Origin of the sequence: Jiella mangrovi (genome assembly GCF_017815135.1) — a bacterium.
Lineage (GTDB): Bacteria > Pseudomonadota > Alphaproteobacteria > Rhizobiales > Rhizobiaceae > Jiella > Jiella mangrovi.
The window spans coordinates 42860-69296 of sequence record NZ_JAGJCF010000019.1 but is presented as its reverse complement, the minus strand read 5'-3'; the positions used below and the strand labels follow the sequence as shown (position 1 = coordinate 69296).

At 65.0% G+C, this 26437-nt stretch carries 23 protein-coding genes, 1 pseudogene and 1 riboswitch; of the genes and pseudogenes, 2 read left to right on the top strand and 22 right to left on the bottom strand.

The annotated features are described in order from the left end of the window. From J6595_RS19295 to J6595_RS19230, 14 genes are all read right to left on the bottom strand, one after another. The gene (locus tag J6595_RS19295) at positions 1–1584 is read right to left on the bottom strand and encodes a gamma-glutamyltransferase (protein WP_209596788.1); all 1584 of its coding nucleotides are present in this window, start codon (positions 1582–1584) and stop codon (positions 1–3) included. 18 nt (positions 1585–1602) lie between these two features. Continuing rightward, the gene (locus tag J6595_RS19290) at positions 1603–2628 is read right to left on the bottom strand and encodes an ABC transporter ATP-binding protein (protein ID WP_342453250.1); all 1026 of its coding nucleotides are present in this window, start codon (positions 2626–2628) and stop codon (positions 1603–1605) included. Continuing rightward, positions 2625–3668, bottom strand: a complete 1044-nt coding sequence (locus J6595_RS19285) for an ABC transporter ATP-binding protein (protein WP_209596786.1) — start codon at positions 3666–3668, stop codon at positions 2625–2627. The genes J6595_RS19290 and J6595_RS19285 overlap by 4 nt, the downstream gene beginning before the upstream one ends. Beyond that, entirely contained in the window at positions 3668–4594 is a 927-nt protein-coding gene (locus tag J6595_RS19280) for an ABC transporter permease (protein WP_209596784.1), read from the bottom strand. Before J6595_RS19280 ends, J6595_RS19285 begins: the two co-directional genes overlap by 1 nt. 1 nt (position 4595) lies before the next feature. Next, entirely contained in the window at positions 4596–5513 is a 918-nt protein-coding gene (locus J6595_RS19275; RefSeq protein ID WP_209596782.1) for an ABC transporter permease, read from the bottom strand. A gap of 127 nt (positions 5514–5640) precedes the next feature. Beyond that, positions 5641–7149 (bottom strand): ABC transporter substrate-binding protein, encoded by a 1509-nt coding sequence (locus tag J6595_RS19270; protein ID WP_342453249.1) that lies wholly within the window; start codon positions 7147–7149, stop codon positions 5641–5643. Positions 7150–7356: 207 nt separating this feature from the next. Further along, positions 7357–8118, bottom strand: a complete 762-nt coding sequence (locus J6595_RS19265) for an IclR family transcriptional regulator (RefSeq protein WP_209596780.1) — start codon at positions 8116–8118, stop codon at positions 7357–7359. Positions 8119–8348: 230 nt separating this feature from the next. Next, complete coding sequence (locus tag J6595_RS19260) at positions 8349–10049, bottom strand: dipeptide ABC transporter ATP-binding protein (RefSeq protein WP_209596777.1); 1701 nt, start codon at positions 10047–10049, stop codon at positions 8349–8351. An 11-nt stretch (positions 10050–10060) separates the two neighbouring features. Next, positions 10061–11008 (bottom strand): ABC transporter permease, encoded by a 948-nt coding sequence (locus J6595_RS19255; protein ID WP_209596775.1) that lies wholly within the window; start codon positions 11006–11008, stop codon positions 10061–10063. Continuing rightward, positions 11005–11976: an ABC transporter permease gene (locus J6595_RS19250; RefSeq protein WP_209596773.1), complete on the bottom strand. Its 972-nt coding sequence runs from the start codon at positions 11974–11976 to the stop codon at positions 11005–11007. The genes J6595_RS19255 and J6595_RS19250 overlap by 4 nt, the downstream gene beginning before the upstream one ends. 179 nt (positions 11977–12155) lie before the next feature. After that, positions 12156–13760: an ABC transporter substrate-binding protein gene (locus J6595_RS19245; protein WP_209596771.1), complete on the bottom strand. Its 1605-nt coding sequence runs from the start codon at positions 13758–13760 to the stop codon at positions 12156–12158. Positions 13761–13903: 143 nt separating this feature from the next. After that, positions 13904–15076: a M20 aminoacylase family protein gene (locus tag J6595_RS19240; RefSeq protein ID WP_209596768.1), complete on the bottom strand. Its 1173-nt coding sequence runs from the start codon at positions 15074–15076 to the stop codon at positions 13904–13906. A gap of 14 nt (positions 15077–15090) precedes the next feature. Next, positions 15091–16260 (bottom strand): acetylornithine deacetylase, encoded by a 1170-nt coding sequence (argE, locus tag J6595_RS19235; protein ID WP_209596766.1) that lies wholly within the window; start codon positions 16258–16260, stop codon positions 15091–15093. Between the two features lie 279 nt (positions 16261–16539). Beyond that, positions 16540–17553, bottom strand: coding sequence for a 1-aminocyclopropane-1-carboxylate deaminase (locus J6595_RS19230; RefSeq protein WP_209596764.1), 1014 nt, complete (start codon positions 17551–17553; stop codon positions 16540–16542). A 163-nt stretch (positions 17554–17716) separates the two neighbouring features. Here J6595_RS19230 and J6595_RS19225 point away from each other — a divergent pair, with 163 nt between their 5' ends. Together J6595_RS19225 and J6595_RS19220 are read left to right on the top strand one after the other, a co-directional pair. After that, positions 17717–18178 carry an Lrp/AsnC ligand binding domain-containing protein gene (locus J6595_RS19225; RefSeq protein WP_209596762.1) on the top strand — a complete coding sequence of 154 codons (462 nt, stop codon included), beginning with the start codon at positions 17717–17719 and terminating at the stop codon, positions 18176–18178. 543 nt (positions 18179–18721) lie between these two features. Next, positions 18722–18802: riboswitch (ZMP/ZTP riboswitch) on the top strand. A gap of 21 nt (positions 18803–18823) precedes the next feature. Beyond that, positions 18824–19456 carry a LysE family translocator gene (locus J6595_RS19220; RefSeq protein WP_209596760.1) on the top strand — a complete coding sequence of 211 codons (633 nt, stop codon included), beginning with the start codon at positions 18824–18826 and terminating at the stop codon, positions 19454–19456. Between the two features lie 104 nt (positions 19457–19560). On the opposite strand, the gene J6595_RS19215 is transcribed toward J6595_RS19220, so the two are convergent. The 8 genes and pseudogenes from J6595_RS19215 to J6595_RS19185 all read right to left on the bottom strand — a co-directional run bounded on the left by J6595_RS19215 (position 19561) and on the right by J6595_RS19185 (position 26417). Further along, positions 19561–19947: a type II toxin-antitoxin system VapC family toxin gene (locus tag J6595_RS19215; protein ID WP_209596758.1), complete on the bottom strand. Its 387-nt coding sequence runs from the start codon at positions 19945–19947 to the stop codon at positions 19561–19563. Beyond that, on the bottom strand, positions 19947–20222 hold the full coding sequence (locus J6595_RS19210) for an AbrB/MazE/SpoVT family DNA-binding domain-containing protein (RefSeq protein WP_209596756.1): 276 nt from the start codon (positions 20220–20222) through the stop codon (positions 19947–19949). The genes J6595_RS19215 and J6595_RS19210 overlap by 1 nt, the downstream gene beginning before the upstream one ends. 213 nt (positions 20223–20435) lie before the next feature. Then, positions 20436–20622 (bottom strand): annotated as a pseudogene (locus J6595_RS22890) (hydantoinase/oxoprolinase N-terminal domain-containing protein); the annotation flags it as partial. A 379-nt stretch (positions 20623–21001) separates the two neighbouring features. Further along, positions 21002–22429 carry a M20 family metallopeptidase gene (locus tag J6595_RS19205; RefSeq protein WP_209596755.1) on the bottom strand — a complete coding sequence of 476 codons (1428 nt, stop codon included), beginning with the start codon at positions 22427–22429 and terminating at the stop codon, positions 21002–21004. A 61-nt stretch (positions 22430–22490) separates the two neighbouring features. Beyond that, complete coding sequence (locus J6595_RS19200) at positions 22491–23504, bottom strand: ABC transporter ATP-binding protein (RefSeq protein ID WP_209596753.1); 1014 nt, start codon at positions 23502–23504, stop codon at positions 22491–22493. Beyond that, the gene (locus tag J6595_RS19195) at positions 23501–24487 is read right to left on the bottom strand and encodes an ABC transporter ATP-binding protein (protein WP_209596751.1); all 987 of its coding nucleotides are present in this window, start codon (positions 24485–24487) and stop codon (positions 23501–23503) included. Before J6595_RS19195 ends, J6595_RS19200 begins: the two co-directional genes overlap by 4 nt. Further along, positions 24484–25443, bottom strand: coding sequence for an ABC transporter permease (locus tag J6595_RS19190; protein ID WP_425342181.1), 960 nt, complete (start codon positions 25441–25443; stop codon positions 24484–24486). The genes J6595_RS19195 and J6595_RS19190 overlap by 4 nt, the downstream gene beginning before the upstream one ends. After that, on the bottom strand, positions 25440–26417 hold the full coding sequence (locus J6595_RS19185) for an ABC transporter permease (protein WP_209596749.1): 978 nt from the start codon (positions 26415–26417) through the stop codon (positions 25440–25442). The genes J6595_RS19190 and J6595_RS19185 overlap by 4 nt, the downstream gene beginning before the upstream one ends. Positions 26418–26437: the final 20 nt, after the last annotated feature.

The window sequence follows — 26437 nt, the reverse complement described above, 5'->3', positions numbered from 1 at the left end:
CTATTCCCCTTCGCCGTCCCTGCCGGTGTGACCGTCTTCCGCCACCGCATCGCCCCAGGGCGACATGATCTCGCTCGCGCCGTAATTGACGTCACCCTTGCGCATCACGCCCGCCGGGCAGGCAAAGGCATAAGGGAAGACCGTGCGCTTTGCCGGCTTGACCTGGTGCCGGGTTTTCAGCGCCGCGATCTCGGCGCGCGGCAGCGTCTCGTCGGCGACCACCGTGTCGCCGCCGCTGAGATCGATGCGGGGCGCGTGGAAGGCTTCGTCGAGGCTCATGGCGTCGGCCATCAGGAACGCCGAGAGCTGCGCGACCGCCGGCATGATCTTGCGTCCGCCCGACGCGCCGATGGCAAAGCGTGCGCCCGAGGCCGTCTCGCCGACGGCGGGGCAGACATTCATCAGGCAGCGCTTGCCGGGCGCCAGGGAATTGGGATGGCCCGGTTCGGGGTCGAACCACATGATGCCGTTGTTGAGGAGAAGCCCGGTCGAGGGCGAGACGACGCGCGAGCCGAAGGCCGAAAGCAGCGTCTGGGTCATCGCCACCATGTTGCCGTGCCGGTCGACGATCGAAAAATGTGTCGTCGAGGCGGGGGCGGCGGGATGCTCGTTGTCGCCCATGGTCGCGAGGCGCTCTTCATAGGACGCCTTCAGCGCATCGGCGACGGCGAGCGCCCGGCTCTCGTGCGGCGAGGCGGCGGCCAGTCTCGCCATCACGGCGGCAAGGGTCGGCCCGGCGGTCAGCGTCGGCGAAAGATGCAGGCGTCCACCGAAGGCGTCCGCGACCAGCGGCTCCTGGACCTCGGCCCGGTAGGCTTTCAGATCGCTGCGCGACAGGCTGCCGCCCTTGGCCGCGACGTCGCCGGCGAGCGCCGCGCCGACGTCGCCGTCATAGAGTTCGCGCGGGCCATTCCGGGCAAGTGCATCGAGCGTGTCGGCAAGGGTCGGCATGGCGATGCGCTTGTCCGACAGTGCCGTCCAGCCGGCGATGGTCGGCCACTGTCCGTCTTCGAGAAACAGAGCCGCGGCGTCCGGATCCCTGGCGAGCGAGCGGGTCGCCGAGGCGATCATCAAGGCGGCGTACCAGTCGACCTCCAGCCCCTCCTTGGCCAGCTGGACCGCCGGGGCCAGAAGATCGCGCCAGGGCATGCGGCCCCAGCGCTGGTGGGCGAGACCGATGCCGTCGGTCGTGCCGGGCACGGCGACGGCCTTGGCGCCCTCGACATTGCGATCCTCGACCACGGCCTTCCAGGGAAAGAGGTCGTTGGCGCGGCCCTCGCCCGAGAGCGGATAGTCCTCGATCCGCAGACCGGCAGGCGAGCGCATGCCGTAGGAGACGCTCGTTGCGCGGCCCTCGTCGGCGCGCCAGACCATCATCGCGCCGCCGCCGGCGGGCCCGCTCATCCAGGGCTCGAGAACGCCGATCGCGAAGGAGACGGCGGTCGCCGCATCCACCGCGTCGCCGCCGGCCTCAAGGACCTCGGCGCCGATCTCGGCGGCGCGGCGGTGCTGGGCCGCGACGATGCCGCCGCTCGACGCAAGGGCCGGCTTGGTGACGATCTGAGATCGCGAAAAGCTGCTCATCGGTTCTCTGTGTCTCGACTATTGGGAGGCGCCGGCGCGCTCGCGGTAGAGATGGCACTCGACGAAGCCGCCGTTCTTGGTCGGGACCGTCGGCGGGAATTCGTGGTCGCAGGGCGCGAAGCGCTTCGGACAGCGCGGATGGAACGCGCAACCTGACGGCGGGTCGATCGGATTGGGAAAGGCGGCGCCGAGCTCGGTGTCGGGAACGCCCAGCGAGGCGTCGGGCGTCAGGACGGAATCGAGGAGGGCGCGGGTATAGGGATGGCGCGGCGTCTCGAACAGCTCGTCGACGCCGGCTTCCTCGACGATGCGGCCGAGATACATGACGGCGACGCGGGTGGCGAGATGCTGGACGACGGCGAGGTCGTGGCTGATGAACAGATAGGTCAGGCCGAATTCACGGCGCAGCTCGGACAGAAGGTTCAGGATCTGCGACTGAACCGAGACGTCGAGGGCCGAGGTCGGCTCGTCGCAGACGACGATTTCCGGCTTCATGACGAGGGCGCGGGCGATGGCGACGCGCTGGCGCTGGCCGCCCGAGAGCTGGTTGGGAAAGGCCCGCGTCACCCGCTTCGACAGGCCGACGATGTCGAGGATCTCCGTCACGCGCTTCTGCCGCGACGGCCCGTCGCCGATCCCGTGGATGCGCAAGGGCAGAGAGACGATGTCGAAGACCGTCTTGCGCGGATTGAGCGAGGAATAGGGATCCTGGAAGATCGGCTGGATGCGCCGCGCGAGCTTGGTGCGGTCCTGTCCTGCGAGCGCCTGCCCGCCGACCAGGACGTCGCCGCTGGTGGGGGCTTCGAGGCCGAGCAGGATCTTGGCGAGCGTCGACTTTCCGCAGCCGCTTTCGCCGACGAGGCCGAGCACCTCGCCTCTTGCCAGAGCGAGATCGACCGATTTGACTGCGGTCAGCGTCTTGCGCTCGCCGAAAAGGCCGCGGCGGATGGAATAGGACTTCGAGACCTCCTTCAGCCGAAGAAGCGCCTCGTCCTCGGGGACGGGGGGCGTTTCCGAAAGGGGCACGGCATCGGCAGCGCTCACGCGGGCACCTCGCGATCGTCTGGCGCGGCCGGACCATCGGCCAGCGCGGCCTGGTCGTGGACGCAGAGATAGGAATGGGCGGGGCCGTCGTTGCGCTCCGGGATCGGCTCGACGCAGGCCGCGACGGCCATGTCGCAGCGGTCGCGGAAGGCGCAGCCGCGCACCTCGCCGATCAGCGAGGGCACGATGCCGGGGATCGAGCCGAGATCGGCGCCGCGTCTCGTCTTGTCCGGCACGGGGATGCAGCGCAGGAGACCGCGCGTATAGGGATGCAGCGGGGCATTGAAGATTTCCGCCGCCGAACCGGTCTCGACCAGTTCGCCCGCATACATCACCGCGACGCGATCGGCGACGCGGGCGACGACGCCGAGATCGTGGGTGATGAGGATCATCGCCATGCCGAGCTCGCGCTGGAGGTCGACGAGAAGCCGCAGGATCTGCGCCTGGATGGTGACGTCCAGCGCCGTCGTCGGCTCGTCGGCGATGACGAGGTCGGGCTCGCACATCAAGGCCATGGCGATGACGATGCGCTGGCGAAGGCCGCCGGAGAGCTGGTGGGGATATTGCGAGAAGCGGCTCTCGGCGGCGGTGATGCCGACCTTGCCGAGAAGGTCGAGCGCTCGGGCGCGCGCCTCGGCCTTCGACACCGGCCGGTGAAGCCGCATCGCCTCGATCAGCTGGTCGCCGACGGTATAGGCCGGGTTGAGCGCCGTCATCGGCTCCTGGAAGATCATCGCGATCCGGTCGCCGCGCAGGCGACGCATCGCCTTGGGGCCGGCATTGGCCAGATCCGTGCCCTCGAATGTCATGGCGTCGGCATGGGGCCTGATCGACTTGCCGAGGAGTTTCATCACCGCGAGCGAGGTCAGCGACTTGCCCGACCCGCTTTCGCCGACGATGCAGAGCGTCTCGCCCCGCTTCAGCTCGAAGTCGATGCCGCGCACGGCGTGGAGCGTGCCGCCGCCGACGGGAATGTCGATAGTGAGGTTCCTCACGGCGAGGAGGGGCTCGTTCGCCCGATCGTCCTGGCTTGCCTGCATCAGTTTCGGTTCTCCGGCGCGGTGACGTCGCGAAGGCCGTCGCCGAGGAGGTTGATCGCCAGCACCAGGGCGAAGAGGGCGATGCCGGGGATGGTGATCATCCAGGGATTGAACAGGAGCATCTGCTTGCCTTCCGACACCATCAGTCCCCAGGAGGGCGTCGGCGGCTGGACGCCGAGGCCGAGGAAGGAGAGCGCCGCTTCGAGAAGGATGGCGTGGGCCATTTCCAGGGTCGCCACGACGATGAGGTTGTTGAAAAGGTTCGGCATGATCTCGGTGAGCACGATCCGCGGCACCGAGCAGCCGATGGCCCGCGCGGCGGTGACGTATTCGCGCGAGCGGATCTGCCGCGTCGAGGCCCGCATGACGACGGCGAAGCGGTCCCACAGGAGGAGGCCCAGCACCGTGACGACGACCGTCAGCGAGCCGCCGAAGACGGCGACGATGGCGAGCGCCACGAGGACGACGGGCATCGCCAGGCGGCAGTTGATCAGGAAGGTCACGACCGCGTCGACACGGCCGTCGAAATAGCCGGCGAGAACCCCCATGGTGGTGCCGATGACGCCGGAGATCAGCGCCGCGACGATGCCGATCAGAAGCGAGACGCGCGCCCCGTAGAGAAGCCGCGAGAGGAAGTCGCGGCCAAGGAGGTCCGTCCCGAGCGGGTGCTCCCAGGTGCCACCGAGAAAGACCGGCGGCTTCATGCGCATCATCAGGTTCTGGGCGTAGGGATCGTGCGGGGCGAGGAGCGGCGCGAAGAGGGCGAGGAGGACGATGAGGAGGAGCACGCCGGCGCCGATCATGAAGCCGGCATGGCCGAAGATGCGCCCGCGCAGCGCCGCCATGCGGCCCGGCCCGAGCGGCGGATCCGCAGTCACGCCGGTCGTGTCGCTCGAAAGGTCCTTGGCGTCGGTTGCCGCGCTCATCTCAGCCCGTCCTCATGCGTGGGTCCAGCCAGGCATTCAGGATGTCGGCGAGGAAGGTGAAGACGATGTAGAACATGGAAAAGATCAGGATCAGCGCCTGCACGGTCGGCAGGTCGTTGCGGCCGATCGACTCCCAGGCGAGGAAGCCGGCGCCATGCAGCGCGAAGACCGATTCCACCACGATCGAGCCGCCGAGCATGAAGCCCATCTGGACGGCGGCGAGCGAGACGACGGGGATGACGGCGTTGCGCAAGGCATGCTTGAAGAGGACGCGCCATTCCCCCGCCCCCTTGGCGCGGGCGGTGCGGATGTAGTCGGCGCCCAGCACTTCGAGCATGCCGGCGCGGGTGAGACGCATGATGGCCGGCATGGCGTAGTAGCCGAGCACCACCGTCGGCATGACGAAGTTGGTCCAGCTCTGGGTGCCCGACGGTGGCAGCCAGCCGAGCTTGACGGCGAAGAGGACGATCAGCAGCAGCCCGAACCAGAAGCTCGGCATGGCCTGGCCGACGACCGACAGGAAGAGGGCGAGGCGGTCGACGATCGAGTTCGGCCGCACCGCCGCTGCCACACCCAGCGGGATGGCGACGGCGAGGGCGAAGACAATGCCGCAGACGCCCAGCGTCATGGTCACCGACAGCCGGTCAGCGATCAGCGAGGAGACCGGCAGCTGGAAATAGTAGCTCTGGCCGAAATCGCCATGCAGCGCGCTCCACAGCCAGTCGCCATATTGCACGATGACCGGCCGGTCGAAGCCGTAGAACGAGCGGATCGCCGCGATGTCGGCGTCGTTCGCGCCCTCGCCGGCGATGGCCGAGGCCGGATCGCCGGAGAGGAACAGGAGGCCGAAGCTCAAGGCCGAGACCGTGAGCGCAACCAGCGCCGCAAGGCCAAGCCGCCTGGCAATGAAGGAAAGCATCGCGGGAACCCGCCGCTAGAGCATCGGACCGAAAAGTGGATCAGGTTTTCGGATCATCCGATGCGAAAACAAGAGGCTGGAGCATGAGGCCGGATTTCGAAACCGGGCCTCATGCTCCAGTTTGCGTCTATTTCCACGACATGTCGACGAAACGCAGCACCTCGTCCGGTGTCGGTTCGTAGGCGACGTCCTTGGTGAAGACGTAGTTCGTGTTGTAGGTGAACAGCGGAACCCAATAGACCTGTTCGGCGATCCGCGTCAGCGCCTTCTTGTAGTATTCCTTGCGCTTTTCCGGATCGATCGAGGTGTCGGCGATGTCGAGCCAGTCGCGCACTTTTTCGTCGCGGTTGTCGTCGAGGGAGCCGAACTTGAAGAACTGGCTGACCGAGGCCGAGGCGTCGCTGATCGAATAGGAGCCCCAGGTCTGGAAGGTGAAGGGCTCCTCGCCCTTCATGTTGGCTTCCCTGAGCGCCGAATATTGCAGCATGTTCAGCTTGGCGTCGATGCCGACGGCCTGCAGGTAGCTCGCGATCGCCTCGGCATAGAGCCGGTCGCGATAGCCGGTGAACTCGATGGAAAAGCCGTCCGGATAGCCCGCCTCCTTCAGGAGCTCCTTGGCCTTTTCCGGGTCGTAGGAATATTGCGGCACGTCCTCGGTGCAGCCGAACTGCGAGGGGAAGCAGGTCGAGTGCAGGACCTTGGACTTGCCCTTCAAGAGCGTGTCGACGATCGCCTTGCGGTCGATCGCGTAGGCGATGGCCTGACGGACCTTGAGGTCGGTCAGCGGCGATTTCGTGCGGCCCGCCGAATCGAGCGTCAGATAGCCGATCCGCATGGTGCTCTCGTTGGCGACGGTGAACTGCCCCATCTGCGCCATCTGTTCGGCCTGGTCGGCGGGCACCTGCCAGAGGAAGTCCAGCGTGCCGCTGAAAAGGTCGGCGAGCTGGGTGTTGACGTCGGGGATCGTGCGGATGTCGATCTTGCCGATCTTCGCCTTGCCCTTGGGCCCGTCGAAATAGTCCTCGTTCTTGACCAGGACGAAATGCTTGCCGGGATCGACCGATTCGACCTTGTAGGGGCCGGTGCCGACCGGCTTCAGCCCCATGCCCGAGGGGCCGACCTTTTCGTAGTATTCCTTCGGGTAGATCGAGACCGGTCCGGCCAGATATTCGATCGCCGCCGGGAAGGGCGCCTTCAGCATGATCCGGACGGTGTAATCGTCGACCTTCTCGGCGCCCTTCATCCAGTCGACGTTGCGCTGGGTCTTCACGCCGTTCTTGATGTCGGAGACGAAATTGACGGTCGCGACCACGTCGTCGGCGGTGAAGTCGGCACCGTTGTGGAACTTGACGCCCTTGCGCAGCTTGAGCTCCAGCGTCTTGTCGTCGATCCACTTCCACTCGGTCGCGAGATTGCCGACATAATCACCGGTTTTCGGGTCGCGATAGATCAGCCCGTCCCAGACCGCCCGCTGCAGGACGACGCCTTCGCGCGAGGAGTTGAAGTAGCTGTCGACATTCTCGAGTTCTTTGGTGAAGGCGACGTCGAGCGTATCGTTCGCCTTGTCGGCGTAAGCGAGCGGCGTCGTGAGGACGAGCGCCAGAAGCGCGGCACTGCTGGTCAGAACGGATTTCACCGAGATCTCCTGAAAGCGGGCTGTTGTATCATAATGCGATATCGTCGTTCGTATTATGATCAGCTTAGAAAGGTGATGGCTTTTCAGTCAAGCGCTTTTGGCGAACATTTTTTGTGCAATGCGGTGAGGCTGGCCCTGTCAGCCTGTTGCGCCGAGGGCTCCGCGCCGGCGCGATCGCTCGTGCTAGGGACGGAAACACCCGAGCGATCAGAACGAGTTGGCCATGTCGAGAAGCGCGGGCACGATCGCCTCCTCGACGTCGTGCGGCTTCCACTTGAGCGTCGAGACGGAACAGTGCACCGCAACGCGGTAGCGCCCGTCGACCCTTATCGGGGCAGCGACGCCAACCTCGTTCATGATCAGCTCGTCCCGCGACAGGCTGTAGCCGCGTTCGGCCGCCGTCTCGATTTCGGCAAGGATCGCGTCCCGCTCCATGGTGGTGTTCGCCGTGAAGCGGCGCAGATGCCATTCGTTGGCGCAGCGCCGGCGGTCCGCTTCGGCCATCGTCGAGACGATCACCCGCCCTCCGGAGGTGTTCAGCGCCGGCGCCCGGCGTCCGATGATGGAGGCGGCGTAGCTGGTGCGCGCGTTGGGCATGCGGGCGGCATAGACGATGTCCTCGCCGTCGAGAACGGCAAGGGTGATCGTCTCCCCGACCTGGCTGCGAAGGTCGATCATCTTCGGCAAGGCGCGCCGGACGATCTCCTCGGTCCACAGATAGGCGTTGGCGATGCCGAGGCACTTGATCGTCAGGCTGAAGCGACGCGTTTTCGGGTCCTTGGCGAGATAGCCGAGGCGCCAGAGGGTGTTGGTGAAACGCTGGACGGCGCTCTTGTCGAGGCCGCAGGCCGCCGAAAGCTCCTGCAGGCCCATTTCGGTGCGATCCTCGCCGAAGGCCTCGAGGATGCGCATCCCCTTTTCGAGGGAGGCGACGAACAGGGTGTCCTGCTTTTCGATGGGAGCGTCCATGCGCCGCCTCTCCTGCCGGGTTCGGCGGGACCGTCAGGCAACCCGCCTCCCCCGCGATCGGAAGGGATTTATCCCGAGGCGACGGGTTTTCGCAAATCACGCGGTGATTGAAACTGTGACCAGCGATTGTCTCGTTCTGCCCGGCAAAGCGCCGCGTGCCGATCTTGAGCGGCGTCGCGGGCAAGCCGAAGCGGCCGTCAAACGATGCCCTCGAGGGCAAAGCTGACGGTTCACGCCGCGGCGCCGGTCATTTTCGGCATCAGCTTGAGAAGATGGCGGGTGTACTCGTTCTGCGGGCGTTCGAAGAGGTCTTCGGTCGGCGCGATCTCCTCGATCCGGCCGCGGCGCATGACGGCGACCCGGTCGCACATCTGGCGGATCACCGGCAGATCGTGGCTGATGAACAGCATGGTGAGGCCGAGCTCGGCCTGAAGATCCTTCAGAAGATTCAAGACCTGGGCCTGGATCGAGACGTCGAGGGCCGAGGTCGGCTCGTCGCAGATCAGGAAGCGCGGGCGCGTGGCGAGAGCGCGGGCGATCGAGATGCGCTGGCGCTGGCCGCCGGAAAATTCATGCGGATACTTGCCAGCCACCTTCGCGCCGAGGCCGACGTGATCGAGAAGGTCGGCGACGATGCGGTTGACCTCCGCGCGCGAGCCGGCGAGCTTGTGAAACAGGATCGGCTCGGCGACGATCGCGCCCACCTTCTTGCGCGGGTTCACCGAGGAATAGGGGTCCTGGAAGATCATCTGCATCTGCCGGCGATGGCGGTTCAGCTCGCGCCGCCGGGTGATTCCGGCAAGGTCGGTGCCGGCAAAGACGATGGCGCCGCCGGTCGGCTGATAGATGCCGGTGACGAGCCGGGCGATGGTCGATTTTCCCGAGCCCGATTCCCCGACGAGGCCGAAGGTCTCGCCCGCCGCGATGTCGAAGGAGACGCCGTCGACGGCGTTCACGGAGCGCCGTCCGCCGCCGAACATCGACCCGACGCGAAACGTCATTTCGAGATCGCGCACCGACAGGAGCGGCCCGTCGAGAGCGCCGTAATCGCGCTTCTGGCCGAGCCAGTGGGTCTTGAGGTCCAGGGAGCGGCGGCTGCCGGCGCTTTCGATATGCTCGACGAGGGGAAAGCGGTCGAGCTTGACGTCGGGGCGCGGCACCGCCGAAATCAGGCTCTTGGTATAGTCGTGGTCGGGATCGCCGAGGATCTTTCTGGTCGGCCCGGCCTCCACCACCTCGCCGCGATACATCACCGCCACCCGGTCGGCGATCTCGGCGATCACGCCCATGTCGTGGGTGATGATGATCATCCCCGCGCCCTTGGTCCTCACCAGCTTGCGCAACAGATCGAGGATCTGGGCCTGGATCGACACGTCGAGGGCCGTCGTCGGTTCGTCGGCGATGATGACGTTGGGCTCGGCGCAAAGGGCAAGGGCAATGACGACGCGCTGGCGCATGCCGCCGGAAAACTGGTGCGGATAATCGTCGATGCGCGCTTCGGGGTCAGGAATGCCGACCTCGTGCATCAGCGCGACGGCGCGCTTGCGCGCCTCGCGCTCCGACAAAGGCAGGTGGGTCGTCATGGTGGTGACGAGCTGTTCGGCGATGGTGCGCAGCGGATCGAGGGAGGTGAGCGGATCCTGGAAGATCATCGAGATCTTGGCCCCGCGCAGCCGGCGCATGGCCTCGGGCGGAAGCCCGTCGATGCGCTCTCCCTCGAGCGTCACCGTGCCGCCGGCGACTTTGCCCGGCCGTTCCAGAAGCCCCATGGCGGCATTGCCGATGGTGGATTTGCCGGCGCCGGATTCGCCGACGACGCCGAGAATTTCGCCCGAAGCGATCGACAGGCAGACGTTGCGGGCGGCGGTGACGTCGCCATGGCGGGATTCGAACACCACCTTGAGGCCGTCAATGTCGAGAAGAACGCTCATTGCCGGTTTCCTCAGCGCAGTTTCGGGTTGAGCGCATCGCGCAGCCAGTCGCCGAGCAGGTTGATGGACAGGACCAGCAGGACGAGCGCGATGCCCGGAAAGATCGTGATCCACCATTCGCCGGAGAACAGATAGTCGTTGCCGATGCGGATCAGCGTGCCGAGCGAGGGCTGGGTCGGCGGCACGCCGACGCCGAGGAAGGAGAGCGTCGCCTCGGTGATGATGGCGAGCGCCAGCTGGATCGTCGCGATCACCAGCACCGGGCCGAGGACGTTGGGCAGGATGTGGCGGAACAGGATGGTGCCGGGGGGCAGGCCGATGACCTGGCCGGCCTGAACATATTCCTTGGTCCGCTCGATCATCACCGAGGAGCGCACGGTGCGGGCATATTGCACCCAGAAGGACAGGCCGATCGACAGGACCAGCACATAGACCGCCACCTCGTCATGCAGGCCGCGCGGCAAGAGCCCGCGAAACACGCCGTCGATCAAAAGCGCGATCAGGATCGCCGGGAAGGACAGCTGGATATCGGCGATCCGCATAAAAATGGCATCGGTGATGCCGCCGGCATAACCCGCGACGAGCCCGACGGCGATGCCGAGAACGGCCGCGAAGGCGACCGACAGGAAGCCGACGAGAAGCGAGATGCGCCCGCCATAAAGAATGGTCGAGAAGACGTCGCGGCCCTGATCGTCCGTTCCCAGAAGATAGGAGATGTTGCCGCCGTCCTGCCAGGCGGGCGGCAAAAGGGAATCGAACAGGCTGACCGATGCGAGATTGAACGGATCATGCGGCGCGACGAAGCCGGCGAAGAGGCAGGCGAGAATGAAGACCAGCGCGAACAGCGCCGAGATCATCGCCAGCGGCGAATGGGTGAATGAATACCACAGATCGCTCTGGACCATGCGGCCCCAAACGCCGATGGTTTCGCCCTCGACGACGCCTTCGACCTCGCTCATTTGCCGCTCACTCTCAGTCTGGGATCGACGACGACATAGAGAATGTCGACGATGAGATTGATGATGACGAAGATCAGGGCGATCAGCATGAGATAGGCCGCCATGATCGGGATATCGACCTGGTGGATCGCCTGGATGAACAGCAGCCCCATGCCGGGCCACTGGAAGACGCTTTCGGTGATGATCGCAAAGGCGATGATCGAGCCGACCTGCAGGCCGATGATGGTCATCACCGGCACGAGGGTGTTCTTCAAAGCGATGGTGAAGTTGACCGTGCGCGGTTTCAGGCCGCGGGCCCGGGCGAATTTCACGTAATCGGTGCGCAGCACTTCCAGCATTTCGGCCCGCACCAGCCGCACGATCAGCGTCATCTGGAAGATCGCCAGCGTGATCGCCGGCATGATCAGCGATTCCAGCCCGCTCTTGGTCAAGAGCCCGGTCGACCACCAGCCGATCTGCACCACCTCGCCCCGCCCGAAGGTCGGCAGCCAGCGCAGGATGACGCCGAAGAACAGGATCAGCAGGATGCCGATCAGGAAGGTCGGCAGCGAGATGCCGACGAGCGACAGGGTCATGAACAGGCGCGAGGAAATGCTCTTACGGTTCAGCGCGGTATAGACCCCCATGGGAATGCCGATGACGAGCGCCATCAGCGCCGAGACCATGGAAAGCTCGAAGGTGGCGGGAAAGCGCTGGGCGATGAGCTCCGAGACCGGCTGGCGCAGCTGGTAGGACTGGCCGAAATCGCCCTGCACCGCATGGCCGACGAAGCGGGCGAACTGCACGAAGAAGGGATCGTTCAGCCCGAGCGTCTGGCGCAGCTCCTGGCGCTGCTCGAAGGTGGTGTCCTGGCCGACCATGTTGTTGATCGGATCGCCGACATAGCGAAACAGGGCGAAGGCGATCAGGGCGACGACGAGCATCACCAGGACGGCCTGCGCGGCGCGCTTCGCGATGAAAAGGATCATGGCGTCATCTCAAGCAACGGGGCGCCCGCGCAAAAAGCTGCGGGCCATGGGGCAGGATCGGCCGAAAGCCTCGCACCCGGCCGGGCACCCGGAATGCGGCCGGGTGATCGTCCCGGGAAAAGCGGCGGGGCCGGGAAAAAGGCGGGGCCGGCTCACCTTGCGGCGAGCCGACCGGACGCTCACTTGGCCTTTTCGATCACCACGTCGCGCAGATCGATGACGTCGTCGGCGCGCTGGGCGACGCTCACCCCGTCACGCACGCCCCAGGACAAAGGCTGCTGGTGGATCGGCAGATAGCCGACATCGTCCTTCAGAAGCGTCATCGCCTCGGTGATCATCTCCTGGCGCTTGGCCTGGTCGGTCTCCGAGACGATCTTGTCGGTCAGTTCGTCGATCTTCGGATTGGAATAGTGGCCGTAATTGAACTGGCCCTGGTTCTTTTCCGTGTCGAAGGTGGCGACCAGATTGAACAGCGCATTGTGCGCGTCGAAGGTCGAGGGCGTCCAGCCTAGCAGGTAGAAGGAGGTGTCGTTGCCGCTCTGGGGCGAGACCTTGGCGAAATACTTCGATTTCGGCTGGGCGTTGAGATCGATCCTGATGCCGACGCGGGCGAGCAGCCCGGCGACTGCCTGACAGATCAGCGCGTCGTTGACATAGCGGTTGTTCGGGCAGTCCATGCCGAGCTCGAAACCGTCCGGATAGCCGGCTTCCTCAAGCAGCTTCTTGGACTTTTCCGGATCGTATTCGTAGGGCGTGTTGAGCGATTTGACGAAACCGTTGATCTGCGGGCCGATGAGTTCGCCCGCCGGCTCGGCGGCGCCGCGCATGATCTTCTGGTCGATGACTTTGAGATCGATCGCGTGGGCCATCGCCTCGCGCACCTTCTTGTCCTTGAGCGGGTTCTTGCCCTTGACGCTGGAATACAGGAGCTCGTCGCGGAACTGATCCATGCCGAGGAAGATGGTGCGCGCGTCCGGCGCGTGCAGGATCTTCACGCCCTTGGCGTTTTCGAGCCGGTTCCAGTCCTGAAGCGGGATCGGCCAGGCCATGTCGAGTTCACCCGAGATCAGCGCCGCGGTGCGCGTGGCGTCCTGGCTGATCGGCGTGAAGGTGACGTCGGTGACGTTGGTCGGAATGTCCTTGTCCCAATAGCCGTCGAAGCGTTTCAGCGTCGATTTCACGTCCGGCTGGCGCGAGACGAGCTCGAACGGGCCCGTGCCGTTGGCGTGCTGGGCGGCGTAGGTGGAGTTGTCGTCGCCGGCCTTGGGGCTCGTCGCCTTGGTGGCGTTGTGCTCCTCGGCCCAACCCTTGTCCATGATGTAGAGATAGACGACCTCGCGCGGGAAGATCGGGTTCGGTTCGGGCGTGGTGATGTCGATCGTGTGGTCGTCGATGACCTTGATGTCCTTGATCTTCTGGCCGTAGCCCTTGAAGTCCGAGCCTTCCGTCAGCGAGCGCTTCCAGGAAAACACCACGTCCTCGGCCGTGAAGTCCTGGCCGCCGTGAAACTTGACGTTCTTGCGCAGGTTGAAGCGCCAGGTGTCCGGCCCGGTCTGCTTCCAGTCGGTCGCAAGGCCCGGCTCGATCTTCATGTCCTTGTCGTAATGGGTGAGGCCCTCGTAGATATTGCCGAGATAGCCGATGGTGAAGGTCTCGTTGAGGCCCATCGGGTCGAGGGACTGGACGTCGCCCTGGAAGGCGTAATGGAACGGCTCGGCCCGCGCCGCGCCTGAGGCGGCAAGAGCGAGAGCTGCGGTTCCGGCCAGGAGGAACAGGGTCTTCATCGGCAATCTCCGTTGCTTCAAGGGGTCGGTGTCAGGTCGTCCAGTCGGGCCCGTTTGCGGGGCCTTCGTCAGGGGCATTTTCCTTCGGACATCGGTTCGGGAATCCCGTGTGCGATCCCTGTTCGGAAGCAGGGGGCGGCGCGTCAGCGCGCGATCGGCATGGCGGTCTCGACGAGTCTCGCCCAGTAGGAGCAGCCGATGGGAATGAGCGCGTCGTTGAAGTCGTAGTCGGGATGATGGACGGGGGCCGTGTCGCCCTGTCCGGCGAAGATGAAGGCGCCAGGGCGGGCCTCCAGCATGAAGGCGAAGTCCTCGCCGCCCATCACCGGCGGCGTATCGCGCTTCACATTGGCCGGCGAGACGATTTCGCCGGCGATCTCGGCAGCGAAATCGGTCTCGGCCGGGTGATTGACCACCACGGGATAATGGCGCTGATAATTGACCTTCGCCTTCGCGCCGAGGGCTGCAGCCGTCATTTCGGCGACCTCGGTGACGCGCTTTTCCATGAGATCGCGGATCGCGGGCTTCAAAGTGCGCACGGTGCCGCCGAGGGTGGCGGTCTGGGGGATGACGTTGAACGCCTTGCCGGCATGCATGGTGGTGACGGACAGGACCGCCGATTCCACCGGATCGACATTGCGCGCGACGACCGTCTGCAGCATCACCATGATCTGCGCGGCGACGAGGGTGGCGTCCACCGCCTTGTGCGGCTTCGCGGCATGGCCGCCGAAACCCTCCACGGTGATCTCGAACTCGTCGGCCGAGGCCATCATCGCGCCATGGCGGATCTCGAAGGTGCCGAGTGCCATGCCGGGCTGGTTGTGGAGGCCATAGACCTCCTGGATGCCGAAACGCTCCATCATGCCGTCATCGACCATCGCCTTGCCGCCGGCGCCGCCCTCTTCCGCGGGCTGGAAGATGAGGGCGACCTTGCCGTCGAAATTGCGGGTCTCGGTCAGATATTTCGCCGCGCCGAGCAGCATCGCCGTATGGCCGTCATGGCCGCAGGCATGCATGGCGCCGTCCGTCTTCGAGGCGTGGGGCAGGCCCGTGGTCTCGTGGATCGGCAGGGCGTCCATGTCGGCGCGCAGGCCGACGACGCGGCCGGAGCCCGTCTCGCGCCCGTTCACCACGGCGACGACGCCGGTCCGCCCGACGCCCGTCACCACCTCGTCGCAGCCAAACTCCGCCAGCTTTTCGGCGACGAGGGCGGCGGTGCGATGCACCTCATATTGCAGCTCGGGATGCTCGTGAATGTCGCGCCGCCAGGCGGCGATCTCGTCGGTGAAATCGGCGATCCGGTTTACGATCGGCATGCAAGGTCCCTGTTCTAGCGCGAGAGTTCGGCGATCAGGCGGCGCTGGAACGCCTCGCCCGCGCGCAATTGCGAGATTTCGATGAATTCGTCGGGCGTGTGCCCCTGCGCCATGTCGCCGGGGCCGCAGACGATGGTGGAAAGACCGGCCGCCTGAAACTGCCCTGCTTCGGTGCCGAAGGCGACGACTTCGGCGGTCTCGGTGTCTGTGGCCTCGGTCAGCCGGTGCGCCAGCGCCTCGGCGGCGCCGTTCTCCTCGCCGCGGCAGGGCGGCACGTCGGCATCGACGGTGATCTCGATGCCGCAGGTCGGATCGACGGCCCGCATCAGCTGCGAAAGACGTTCGGCCTCGGCGCGGAAGGCCGCGAGATGAGTACGGGGATCGTCCCCCGGCAGGGCGCGGATGTCCGAGCGCAGCATGGCCTCGCCTGCCGTGATGTTGAGGGCGGTTCCGCCCTTGAGGATGCCGGAATGCAGCGTCGTGTAGGGCGGGTCGAAGCGCGGGTCGCTCGCGCCCTGGCCGGCGGCAAGCGTGGCCATCCGCTCGTCCAGCCAGACGGCGAGCCGCGCCGCATAGGCGGTGGCCGAAACGCCCTTGTGAACGACGCTGGAATGGACCGGCAGGCCGGTGACCCGCGTCGTCAGCGCCAGAACCCCCTTATGGGCGTTGCAGACCGCCATCTTGGTCGGCTCGCCGACGATGACGGCGGAAGGTTCGGGGATCGCCTCGCCCATGGCCGCGATCAGCGCCGGCGCGCCGAGACAGCCGATCTCTTCGTCATATGACAGAGCGAGATGGATCGGCCGTTTCAGATCCGCCGCCAGCATGTCGGGAACGAGGCCGAGCGCGATGGCGAGAAAGCTCTTCATGTCGGTCGTGCCGCGGCCGTAGAGCCGCTCGCCCCGGTGCGTCAGACAAAAGGGATCGTATGTCCAGCTCTGCCCGGCCGCCGGAACCACATCCGTATGTCCGGACAGGACGACGCCGCCCGGCACCTTCGGCCCGATCGTGGCGAACAGGCTGGCCTTCCGGCCGTCGGCGGAGGCAACCCGGGTCGCAGCGATGCCGGACCCCGAAAGCGTCTCCTCGACATAGGCGATGAGATCGAGATTGCTGGCCTCGGAGACCGAAGCGAAGCCGACCAGCCTTTCCAGATGGGATTGTGTCGGCGGTGCCGTCGTCAAGCGGTCGTGCCTCCCTGGCAAGGCGCCGCCATCACGCGAACGCGCATAACGGCGCAAACCGTCCGTAAGAGACTGATATGGTTGCGTCGAAGCGCTGCGATGTCAACTGCCTCATTGGTGTGCCAACATTAAATCTGCCTTCCTTGAAGGCATTCCCCAGCGGCATTCGCTTGGCAAGGCAGGCGGCGGCGCGGTGAAGGCGTTCGCCGCGCTCGAACGGGCCCCGCCGCTGCCGGATGCAGCGGGCGAGCCGGGGTTTTCCGGCTTGCCGGCGAGGGCTCAACCGTCCTTGTAGTAATAGCTGTAGCCGTTGAGCGCCGGGGCGCCGCCGAGATGGGCATAGAGGACCTTCGAGCCCTCGGGAAAGAAGCCCTTCCTCGCCAGGTCGATCATGCCCTGCATGGATTTTCCCTCATAGACCGGATCGGTCATCATCGCCTCGGTGCGGGCGGCAAGGCGGATTGCGTCGTTGGTCTCTTCGCTGGGCACGCCATAGGCGGGATAGGCGTAATCGGGATTGATGACGATCTCGGCGTCCTCGACCTTGCGGCCGAGTTCGACCAGCTCGGCGGTGTTGTCGACGATCTGGCGCACCTGCGCACGGGTCTGATGGGGCGTTCCCGACGCGTCGATGCCGATCACCTTGTCGGCGCGACCATCTGCGGCAAAGCCCACGACCATGCCGCCGAAGGTCGAGCCGGTGACGACGCAGACGACCACATAGTCGAACTTGAAGCCGAGCTCGGCTTCCTGGGCGCGCACTTCCTCGGCAAAGCCGACATAGCCGAGACCGCCATATTTGTGGACGGAGGCGCCGGCTGGAATGCCATAGGGCTTGCCGCCGGCATCGCGAACCGATTGCAGCGCGTTTTCCCAGCTTTGCCGGATGCCGATGTCGAACTCGTCTTCGACGAGGCGGGAGTCCGCGCCCATCAGGCGCGTCAGCAGGATATTGCCGACCCGGTCGTAGACGGCGTCGTAATGGGGGACCCATTTTTCCTGGACGACCACACATTTCAGCCCGAGCTTGGCCGCCGTCGCCGCGACCATGCGCGTGTGGTTGGACTGGACGCCACCGATGGAAACCAGCGTGTCGGCCCCCGAGGCGAGAATGTCGGGCACGATGTATTCGAGCTTGCGCAGCTTGTTGCCGCCAAAGGCAAGGCCGGAATTGCAGTCGTCGCGCTTGGCATAGACGTCGATCTTGCCGCCGATCGCCTGGCTGAGGCGCGGCAGATGCTCGATCGGGCTCGGCCCGAATGTCAGGGGATAGCGCTCGAATTTTTCCAGCATGGCAGCGTCTTTCGGATTGCGGGAGAACGATCCCCGGAGGCTAGCATTACCGGCCCGAAAGGTGCTTTCGTATTTGCGCGTGATATTGTCATAATCAGCGCCTGATCCGGCTGTAATTCATCAACATCCTCGCACTCGCCGTCCCGTTAAGAAAGAATCTTTCATGGACGCCATCGACCGCATCGATCTGAACATCCTGCGGGCCCTGCAGGCCGACGGGCGCCTTTCGAACGCCGATCTGGCGGCGCGGGTGAATGTCAGCCCGGCAACCTGCCACCGCCGGACCCAGCGATTGTTCGAAGAGGGCTGGATCGCCTCCGTGCGCGCCGAGGTCGATCCCGAACGCGTCGGACTCGGCGCTGTGGTGATGGTCGGCGTCGTTCTCGACCGATCGACGCCTGAAAGCTTCGCGGCATTCGAGGCCGCGATCGGGGAACTGTCCGTCGTCCTCGACTGCCATCTCGTGGCCGGCGACTTCGACTATCTCCTGAAGATAAGGGTCCGCGACATGGCCGACTTCAACAGGCTGCACGGCAATACGCTGATCGCCCTGCCGGGGGTGCGGCAGACCCGGACGTTCTTCGTCATGAAGGTCGTCAAGGATTCCCACCCTCTGGCATTTTAGCAAAGCGTCAGACGTCGCCCCATGCGGTCTTTATCCCCCCTGTCGGAGCGAGGCCGATCGCCTTGCTTGTTCGGGGCCGTGATGGATGCTTTGCGCGAGGAGCGACGCCGCGGGGATACGGAAGGGCGATATGCTCGTTGCATGACCGCAAACGGCGCGTCATCGGGGAAGCGTCGAGGCCGGCTCTTTCCCTGCGGCGCAAAACCGTGAGAACCCGGCGAGCCGGTCACGATCCTGATGGCGTTGGATTGTCGGTGGGAGGAGCCCACCACCGGATCGACGGCGATCCAAACGCGGGGACCGCTAAGCGCACCCGGCTCATTTCGAATCTTCGCTGAAGACAGTTTCGCAAGCTTCAGGGGGGATAAATGGTACTTTTCTGACTGCGACGCTCCAAAGCGAATGAATCGCTTCTAAGCCCCAAGCGGGCGCGCCTTCGGCAGCTAAGGGTGGTTTGCGGACTGTCCGCTTGCGAATGGAGATGGCAGATTGCTGACGTTCAGTCCGCCCTTGCCCCACAGCAGTTTCCTTTGATATTCCGATCTCGGCTCGCGTGACTGACGCTGAAGATGGAACACCATCGGGGAGCACGAGCAGATCGCGCCGCGCGTCTGGGCATAATTCTCTGGCCCCTGGAGGATGCAAATGCCCGAACTCCATTCCCTGCTCGGTTTCGCGCTGATCTCGCTCGGCATGGTCCTGACGCCCGGACCCAACATGGTCTATCTGATTTCGCGCTCGATCTGCCAGGGACAGGTGGCGGGGCTGATCTCACTCGGCGGCGTCGTGCTCGGCTTCGTCTTCTACATGGTCTGCGCGGCTTTCGGCATCACCGCTCTCCTGCTTGCTGTGCCCTACGCCTATGACGCGATCCGCTTTGCGGGCGCTCTCTACCTCCTGTGGCTCGCCTGGCAGGCGGTCCGCCCTGGCGGACGCTCGCCGTTCCAGGTCAAAAATCTGCCCGAGGACAGCCCACGTAAACTGTTCCTGATAGGCTTCCTAACCAACCTCTTGAACCCCAAAATCGCGGTCATGTACCTGTCGCTCCTGCCGCAGTTCATTGATCCGGCAAGCGGAAGCGTTCTGGCGCAGTCGCTCGTCCTCGGCGCGACGCAGATCGTCATCAGCATGTCCGTCAACGCGATGATCGCTATCTCAGCCGGGTCGATCGCTGTGTTCCTCATACGTCGTCCGTCCTTCGCGGTCGTCCAGCGTTGGGTCATGGGAACCGTGTTGGCCGCCTTGGCTGTCAAAATGGCAACGGAAGCTCGTCGATAGGCTGCTTTCACGAAAGTCCGAATCTAGTCTGATCGTCCTGGAAGGGTCGACAGGCGACATAGGTCGCGTGAAGAACCGTATTTTCGATCTGCGGCGAAAGCTTCTCAGCGGATATGTTCGAGCTTGAGCCCGTTGATCTTCACCTTCTTCCATTCCCGGTCTGCGGTCAGAACCGTCGCGCCCAAACTGAGACCGAGCGCCATGCAACTGCGATCGCCAAGACCTCGCCCGTACTGCGTTGTTCGCGGGGCAAGCATGCCGGAGGCGTAAGCCGCAGCCTCGTCGTGACCGCGAACATCGAGGCGAAGATCGTCGAGAATCTCGTGGATTTCATCGCCGGTCATCCCGACCAGCGCCAGTTCCTTGACCACCTCCTGCAGGTTCACTGCAGAGACCACCCCATTGCCGATGTGAGGCAGAACCTGATCGGCACCTTTCTCATTCCGGATAAAAGCGAGGATGGCCGATGCATCGAGAACGACGACTGCCATTAGCTGTTCTTCGTCCCGCTGGCCGCTTCCTCGGTAGCAGCTTCGGATCGCCGTTCAGCGAGGAAATCGTCGACCGTCCGCTCCGACTTGGCATAACGCTTATAAAGCTCCTGCGCGCGCAATGCTCCGTGCTGAATCGGCGTCAGACGAAGTTCGTCACCTTCGACGGTCGCGATCACTTTCGTGTCTCCGGACAATCCCATAGCTTGGCGTATCGCCTTCGGAAGAACCATCCGCCCATTGGCCCCAACTCGAAGATCGACTGATTTGCTCATTTTGAACCTATCTCAGAATCGCAAACAGAAAAAATGGCAGAATGGTTATAATGTCAAAAACGCGAGATACAGACAATTTCAAACTGCCACGGGCATAAGTGACCGTTTATGAGCGGCTACTCGGACGATCGCGCATAAAACAGCCCTTCAAGATTTTGAGCTTGCGCAATAGATTGCAGGCCGTTTTTGATGCAGTCTTGCCTCTCCATCGCGCTCCTTTTCGAGGGCCTTCAGGCTCTCGCTCGCGGCACCCGCGGCAACGGCGCTCCGGCGGGCCTCGCTCTTGGCGGTGGCCAGGGCTTCGTCCCGGGACATGTTCGAGAAGACCTGATCGACCTCGCCGGAAACCTGCGCCATGGCGGCCGAGGGCGTTGGTGACGCCTGCATTCTCGACCCGCAGCGCCGCCGGGCCCGCATGTCGAAGAGCAGATGCGCGCCCTCGAACGCCACCCGAAGCAGACTTAGCGCGAGGCGATCGCGCTAAGCTGTGGCGCGCGCATCTGGCCCACAAGCAGCGCAACACATCCGCCGCCCGCAGCCATCTGCAGGCGGAGCTAGAGCGGGATATGATGAGCTTCACTCACCCTCCCGCTCTCTCCTTCTGTCGGGGCATGATCTTTTCCGAAAACCGGTTCCCGCTTTTCGCGATCATGCTCTTGACCCGCCGCCATTCGCGTCGGGCTTGCCGGGGGTCTGTCTGGCGTCGTGGCTCCGTGGGTGGCCGATCAGGCGCTACAAACGGCGCAAAGGCCGATCACACGTCCTGACGCGCTCTCGCCTCACAGCCCCTCGGGCCGGGGCTGCAGCGGCGGCTCGACCTCCGGCGGGATGGGGCAGATATACGGCTTCTTCGCCAGCCGCGCCCGGTGGTCGGCCTGGGCCCGTTCGAGGAGTTCCGGGTCCCGAAGCAGGTCGACGGCGGTGCCGGCCATCACCTTGGCCGCCCAGGTCAGGCCCTTATAGGCAGCGCCCGCCTTGCCCTGGGCGGTGATCTGCCAGGAATGGCCGGGGGTGCCGATGGCGTGGGTCGCGACCCGCGCCTGCACCGTTGGCACTTTCCATGACACGTCGCCGACATCGGTGGAGCCGATCATCGGCTCGCCGATCTGGTCGAGCGGCACGATGAAGTCGCAGAGCGGCTGGTTCTCTTTCGGCTCGACGCCGCAGCGATTGTAGTCGCTGACGATGTCCTCTTCCGACAAGGTCGCCTGGATCTTCGCGGCGAATTCGCGGTCGGCCTCGTCGAAGGCCACCGGGCCGAGCCGTTCCATGTTGGCGTGCATCGCCTCCTCCATCGGCGTGTTGCCGAGGAGGTTGGAGACCGCCGAGAGGATCTTCACCTCGACCTCGGTCTCGGTCATCATCGCCGCGCCCTTGGCGACCTTGATCACCCGCTCGTTCAAAGCCTTCATGCCGTGAATGTCGAGGGCGCGGACCGCATAGCGCACCTTCGCCCGGCCCTGGACGACGTTCGGCGCGATGCCGCCGGCATCGATCATCGCGTAATGGATGCGCGCCGAGGACGGCATGTGCTCGCGCATGTAGTTGACGCCGACATTCATCAGCTCCACGGCATCGAGGGCGGAGCGCCCGAGATGCGGCGCGGCGGCGGCGTGGCTCGACCGGCCGGTGAAGGTGAAGTCGATCCGCGTGTTGGCGAGCGACAGCGCCTCGTCGACGCGGGTGAGCGAGGCCGGATGCCAGGTGATCGCGGCATCGACGTCGTCGAAGATGCCGGCGCGCACCATGAAGGCCTTGGCGGCGCCGCCCTCTTCGGCAGGGCAGCCGTAATAGCGTACCGTGCCGGGCTGGCCGGTTTCCTTCAGGTAGTTCTTGAAGGCGGTCGCGGCGAGAAGCGCGGCCGAGCCGAGCATGTTGTGGCCGCAGCCATGGCCCTGGCCGTTGCCGGGAAGCGGCCGGAACTCTGCGACATTGGCTTCCTGGGAAAGGCCCGGCAACGCGTCGTATTCGCCGAGAAAGGCGATGACGGGACCGCCTTCGCCCGCCTCGCCCATGACGGCGGTCGGGATCCCCGCCGGCCCTTCGGTGACGGTGAAGCCCTCCTCCTGCAGCATCTTCAGATGCTCGGCCGAGGAGCGGTATTCGGTATAGGCGATTTCGGGCATGCCCCAGATACGGTCGCTCAGCGCCTCATAGGCTTCGCGGCGGGCTTCGACGTGATCCCAGATCGGTTCGGAATTGGCCATTCTCAATGTCCTGCGGGTTTGATGATGCGGAGGCTCGCCCCGCGACTTGAAAGGGGGCGGTTCAGGCAGCGGTGCTGGCCGCGCCCTCGTCGTTGAGGTGACAGGCGGAGAAGCGGCCCGGCGCGACTTCGCGCAGCGTCGGCCGCTCCGCCTTGCAGCGGGGATGAGCATGCGGGCAGCGGGGGTGGAAATGACAGCCCGGCGGCGGGTTCATCGGCGAGGGAATTTCGCCCTTGATCGCCGAATACTGCTTCTTCTTCGTCTCGAAAGTCGGAATCTCGGCGACCAGCGCTTGGGTATAGGGGTGGTTCGGCCGGGCCATCAGATCCTCGGCCGTGCCGAGTTCGACGAGACGGCCGAGATACATCACGGCGATACGGTCGGAGATGTGCTCGACGACGCCGAGATCATGGCTGATGAAGAGATAGGTGAGGTTGAGCTCTTCCCGCAGCCGCATGAAGAGGTTGAGAACCTGGGCCTGGATCGAGACGTCGAGGGCGGCGACCGACTCGTCGCAGACGATGAAGTCGGGTTTCACGGCAAGCGCCCGGGCAATGCCGATGCGGGCGCGCTGACCGCCGGAAAACTGGTGCGGGTAGCGCCGCCGGACGCTCGGATCGAGGCCGCAGCGCGACAGGATGTCGTCGACATAGGCCGCCGTCTCCTTGCGCGGGACGATGCCATGGACGCGCGGCGCCTCGCCGACGATCTCGTCGACCCTGAGGCGCGGGTTCAGCGAGGACATCGGGTCCTGAAACACCATCTGGATCTTCAAGGCCGCCTCGCGCGCCGCGGCGCCGGTGAGTGACGCGACGTCCGCGTCACGGAAGCGGATGTGGCCCTCGCTCGGCGTCGTCAGGCCGGCGACCATGCGCCCGAGGGTGGACTTGCCGCAGCCGGACTCGCCGACGAGGCCGAGCACCTCGCCACGCCCGATCGAGAGGCTGACGCCGTCGACGGCATGGATCGCCAAAGGCTCGATCTTCGAGCCGAGGAAGCGCGCGGTGCGCTCGGCGACGTCGAGCTCCTTGACGAAGCGCTTCGAGACGGCATCGATTTCAAGGATGGGGGTCACGAGGCCAGCGCCTCCCGTCGCTCATCGAGGTGCGGATGAAAGCACCGTGCCGCGCGACCCGGCAGAAGCGCCCCAAGCGGCGGCTCCTCCTGGCAGGCGGCGTCGGCCCGCGGGCAGCGCGGACGGAAGCTGCATCCTTCCGGGAGATTGAGCAGCGACGGCGTCGTTCCGGGGATCTGCGCCAGCAACGCGCCGTGCTTCTGGCCCTGGGGCACGCTGGCGATCAGCCCCTTGGTGTAGGGGTGAAGCGGCGCCTCGATGACCCTGCCGGTCTCGCCGGTCTCGATGATCTTGCCGGCATACATCACCGCCAGCTGGTCGGCGAGGCCGGAGACGACGGCGAGGTCATGGGTGATCCAGATCATCGCCAGGCCGGTGTCGGCGCACAGCTTCTGCACTTCCGAAAGGATCTGCGCCTGGATGGTGACGTCGAGGGCCGTCGTCGGCTCGTCGGCGATGATCAGATCCGGCTCGTGCAGCAGCGCAATTGCAATGGCGACGCGCTGGCGCATGCCGCCGGAAAACTGATGCGGATAGCTCTTCAGCCTCTCGTCCGGAGAGGCGATGCCGACCCGCGCCAGCGCCTCGCGGCACCGCTCCAGCGCGCTCTTGCGCGAAATGCGCTCATGCGCCAGCACCGTCTCGACCATCTGGGTGTCGATGCGCAGAACCGGATTGAGCGTCATCATCGGATCCTGAAAGATCATCGCGATGCGCTTGCCGCGAAGGGTGCGCATCATCGGCTCGCCGCCCTTCACCAGATCCTCGCCGTCAAAGACGATCTTTCCCGAGACGATGCGGCCGGGCGGATCGACGAGACCGAGCAGCGAGAAGCCGGTCACCGACTTGCCCGATCCGCTCTCGCCGACGAGACCGAGGATCTCGCCGCGATCGAGCGAGAAGGAAACGCCGTCGACCGCCTTGGCGACACCGTCGCGGGTGAAGAAATGGGTGGCGAGATCTTCCACCTGAAGCAGCGTCATGTCTGGAGCCTCGGATTGAGGACGTCGCGCAGCCGATCGCCCACGAGATTGATGGCGATGATGGTGGCGACGAGGGCGATGCCGGGGAAGATGCTCACCCAGTAGCGGCCCGAAAGGAGGTAGTCGTAGCCATTGGCGATGAGAAGGCCGAGCGAGGGCTCGGTGATCGGCACGCCGACGCCGAGAAAGGAGAGCGTCGCCTCGAGCGCGATCGCCTGGGCGATCTGCACGGTGCCGACGACGATGAGCGGCGGCACGCAGTTCGGCAGAAGGTGGCGGAACATGATCCGCCGGTGCGACAGCGCCAGGCAACGGGCGGCGTCGATATAGTCCTTGCGCGTCTCGACGATCGCCGAGGATCGCACGGTGCGGGCGTAATAGGCCCATTGCACGATGATCAGCGCGATGATCACCTTGTCGATGCCGCGGCCGAAAAGCGCCAGCAGGATCAGCGCGATGAGGATCGAGGGAAAGGACAGCTGCAGATCCACGACGCGCATGATCAGCGTGTCGACCTTGCCACCGAGATAGGCGGCGGTCGTTCCCGCGGCGACGCCGATGGCAATGGCGAAGGCAAGCGACACGGTGGCGACGAGAAGGCTGATCCTCAGGCCATAGGCGATCGCCGAAAGCATGTCGCGGCCCTGTTCGTCGGTGCCGAGCCAATAGGTGCCGCCGGTCGCAAAGGATTCCGAGCCGGGCGGCAGACCGCCGTCCATGATGTCGAGCTGGGCGAGGTCGTAGGGGTTCTGCGGCGTGATCCAGGGGGCGAGGATTGCGATCGCGGCAATGGCGAGGAACAGGACCAGGCCGAGGACCGCCAGTCGGTCCTCGCAGAACTCCCGGGCGATCCGCATCGCCGGGCTCTCGAGAGCCGGCGCGCGCTTTGCTTCTGCCGGCTGCTTCACCGGCGGCTCGGCCTTTTCAGAAAGGCCCATGGCGGCTTCGTCACTCATGCGTCGACCTCCGACAGGCGCACCCGCGGGTCGAGCAGCGAATAGATGACATCAACGACGAGGTTGATGGTGACGATGATCAGAACGGTCAGCATCAGATAGGCGACGATGACCGGCCGATCGAGAAGATTGATGGAATCGATCAGGAGCTTGCCCATGCCCGGCCAGGCGAAGACGGTTTCGGTGACGATGGCAAACGCCACCATCGAGCCGAGCTCCAGGCCGATGATCGTCACCACCGGGATCAGGATGTTCTTGAGGATGTGGACGAGAACGATCCGGCGCGACGAGAGGCCCTTTGCCCGGGCATATTTCACGTAATCCTGCAGGCAGACCTCCCGGGTATTGGCGCGGGCGAGGCGGATGACCAGCGACATCTTGAACAAGGCGAGATTCATCGCCGGCAGGATGAGGTGCTTCAGGCCGTCGAGGGTGAGGAAGCTGACGCGGATGCCCAGAACCTCCACCGTCTCGCCGCGCCCGCCCGCCGGCAGCCAGCCGAGCAGAACGGCGAAGATCAGGATCAAAAGCATGCCCTGCCAGAAGTTCGGGAGAGAGAAGCCGAGGATCGAGCCCGCCATGATCGATCGCCCGCCGATCGAATTGGGCTTCAGACCCGCGAGGACGCCGAGGGGGATGCCGATGGAGACCGACAGGACGAGGGCGACCAGCGCCAGTTCCATCGTCGCCGGCAGTCGTTCCAGGATGATCTGCATCGCGGGTCGGCCGTAGACGAAGGAGATCCCGAGATCACCGTGCAGCGCATTCCAGACGAAGATGCCGAACTGTTCCCACAAAGGCCGGTCGAGGCCGAGCCGCTGCATGGTCGCGGCGATCTGGGCCTGGGTGGATTCCGGGTTGATCAGGATGTCGACGGGGTTGCCGATGGCATAGACGCCGACGAAAACCAACACCGCCATCGCAGCGATGGCGACGAGGCTCTGTCCGAGGCGTCGCACGAGATAGACGATCATCCCGCTCTCCGATCTGCGCC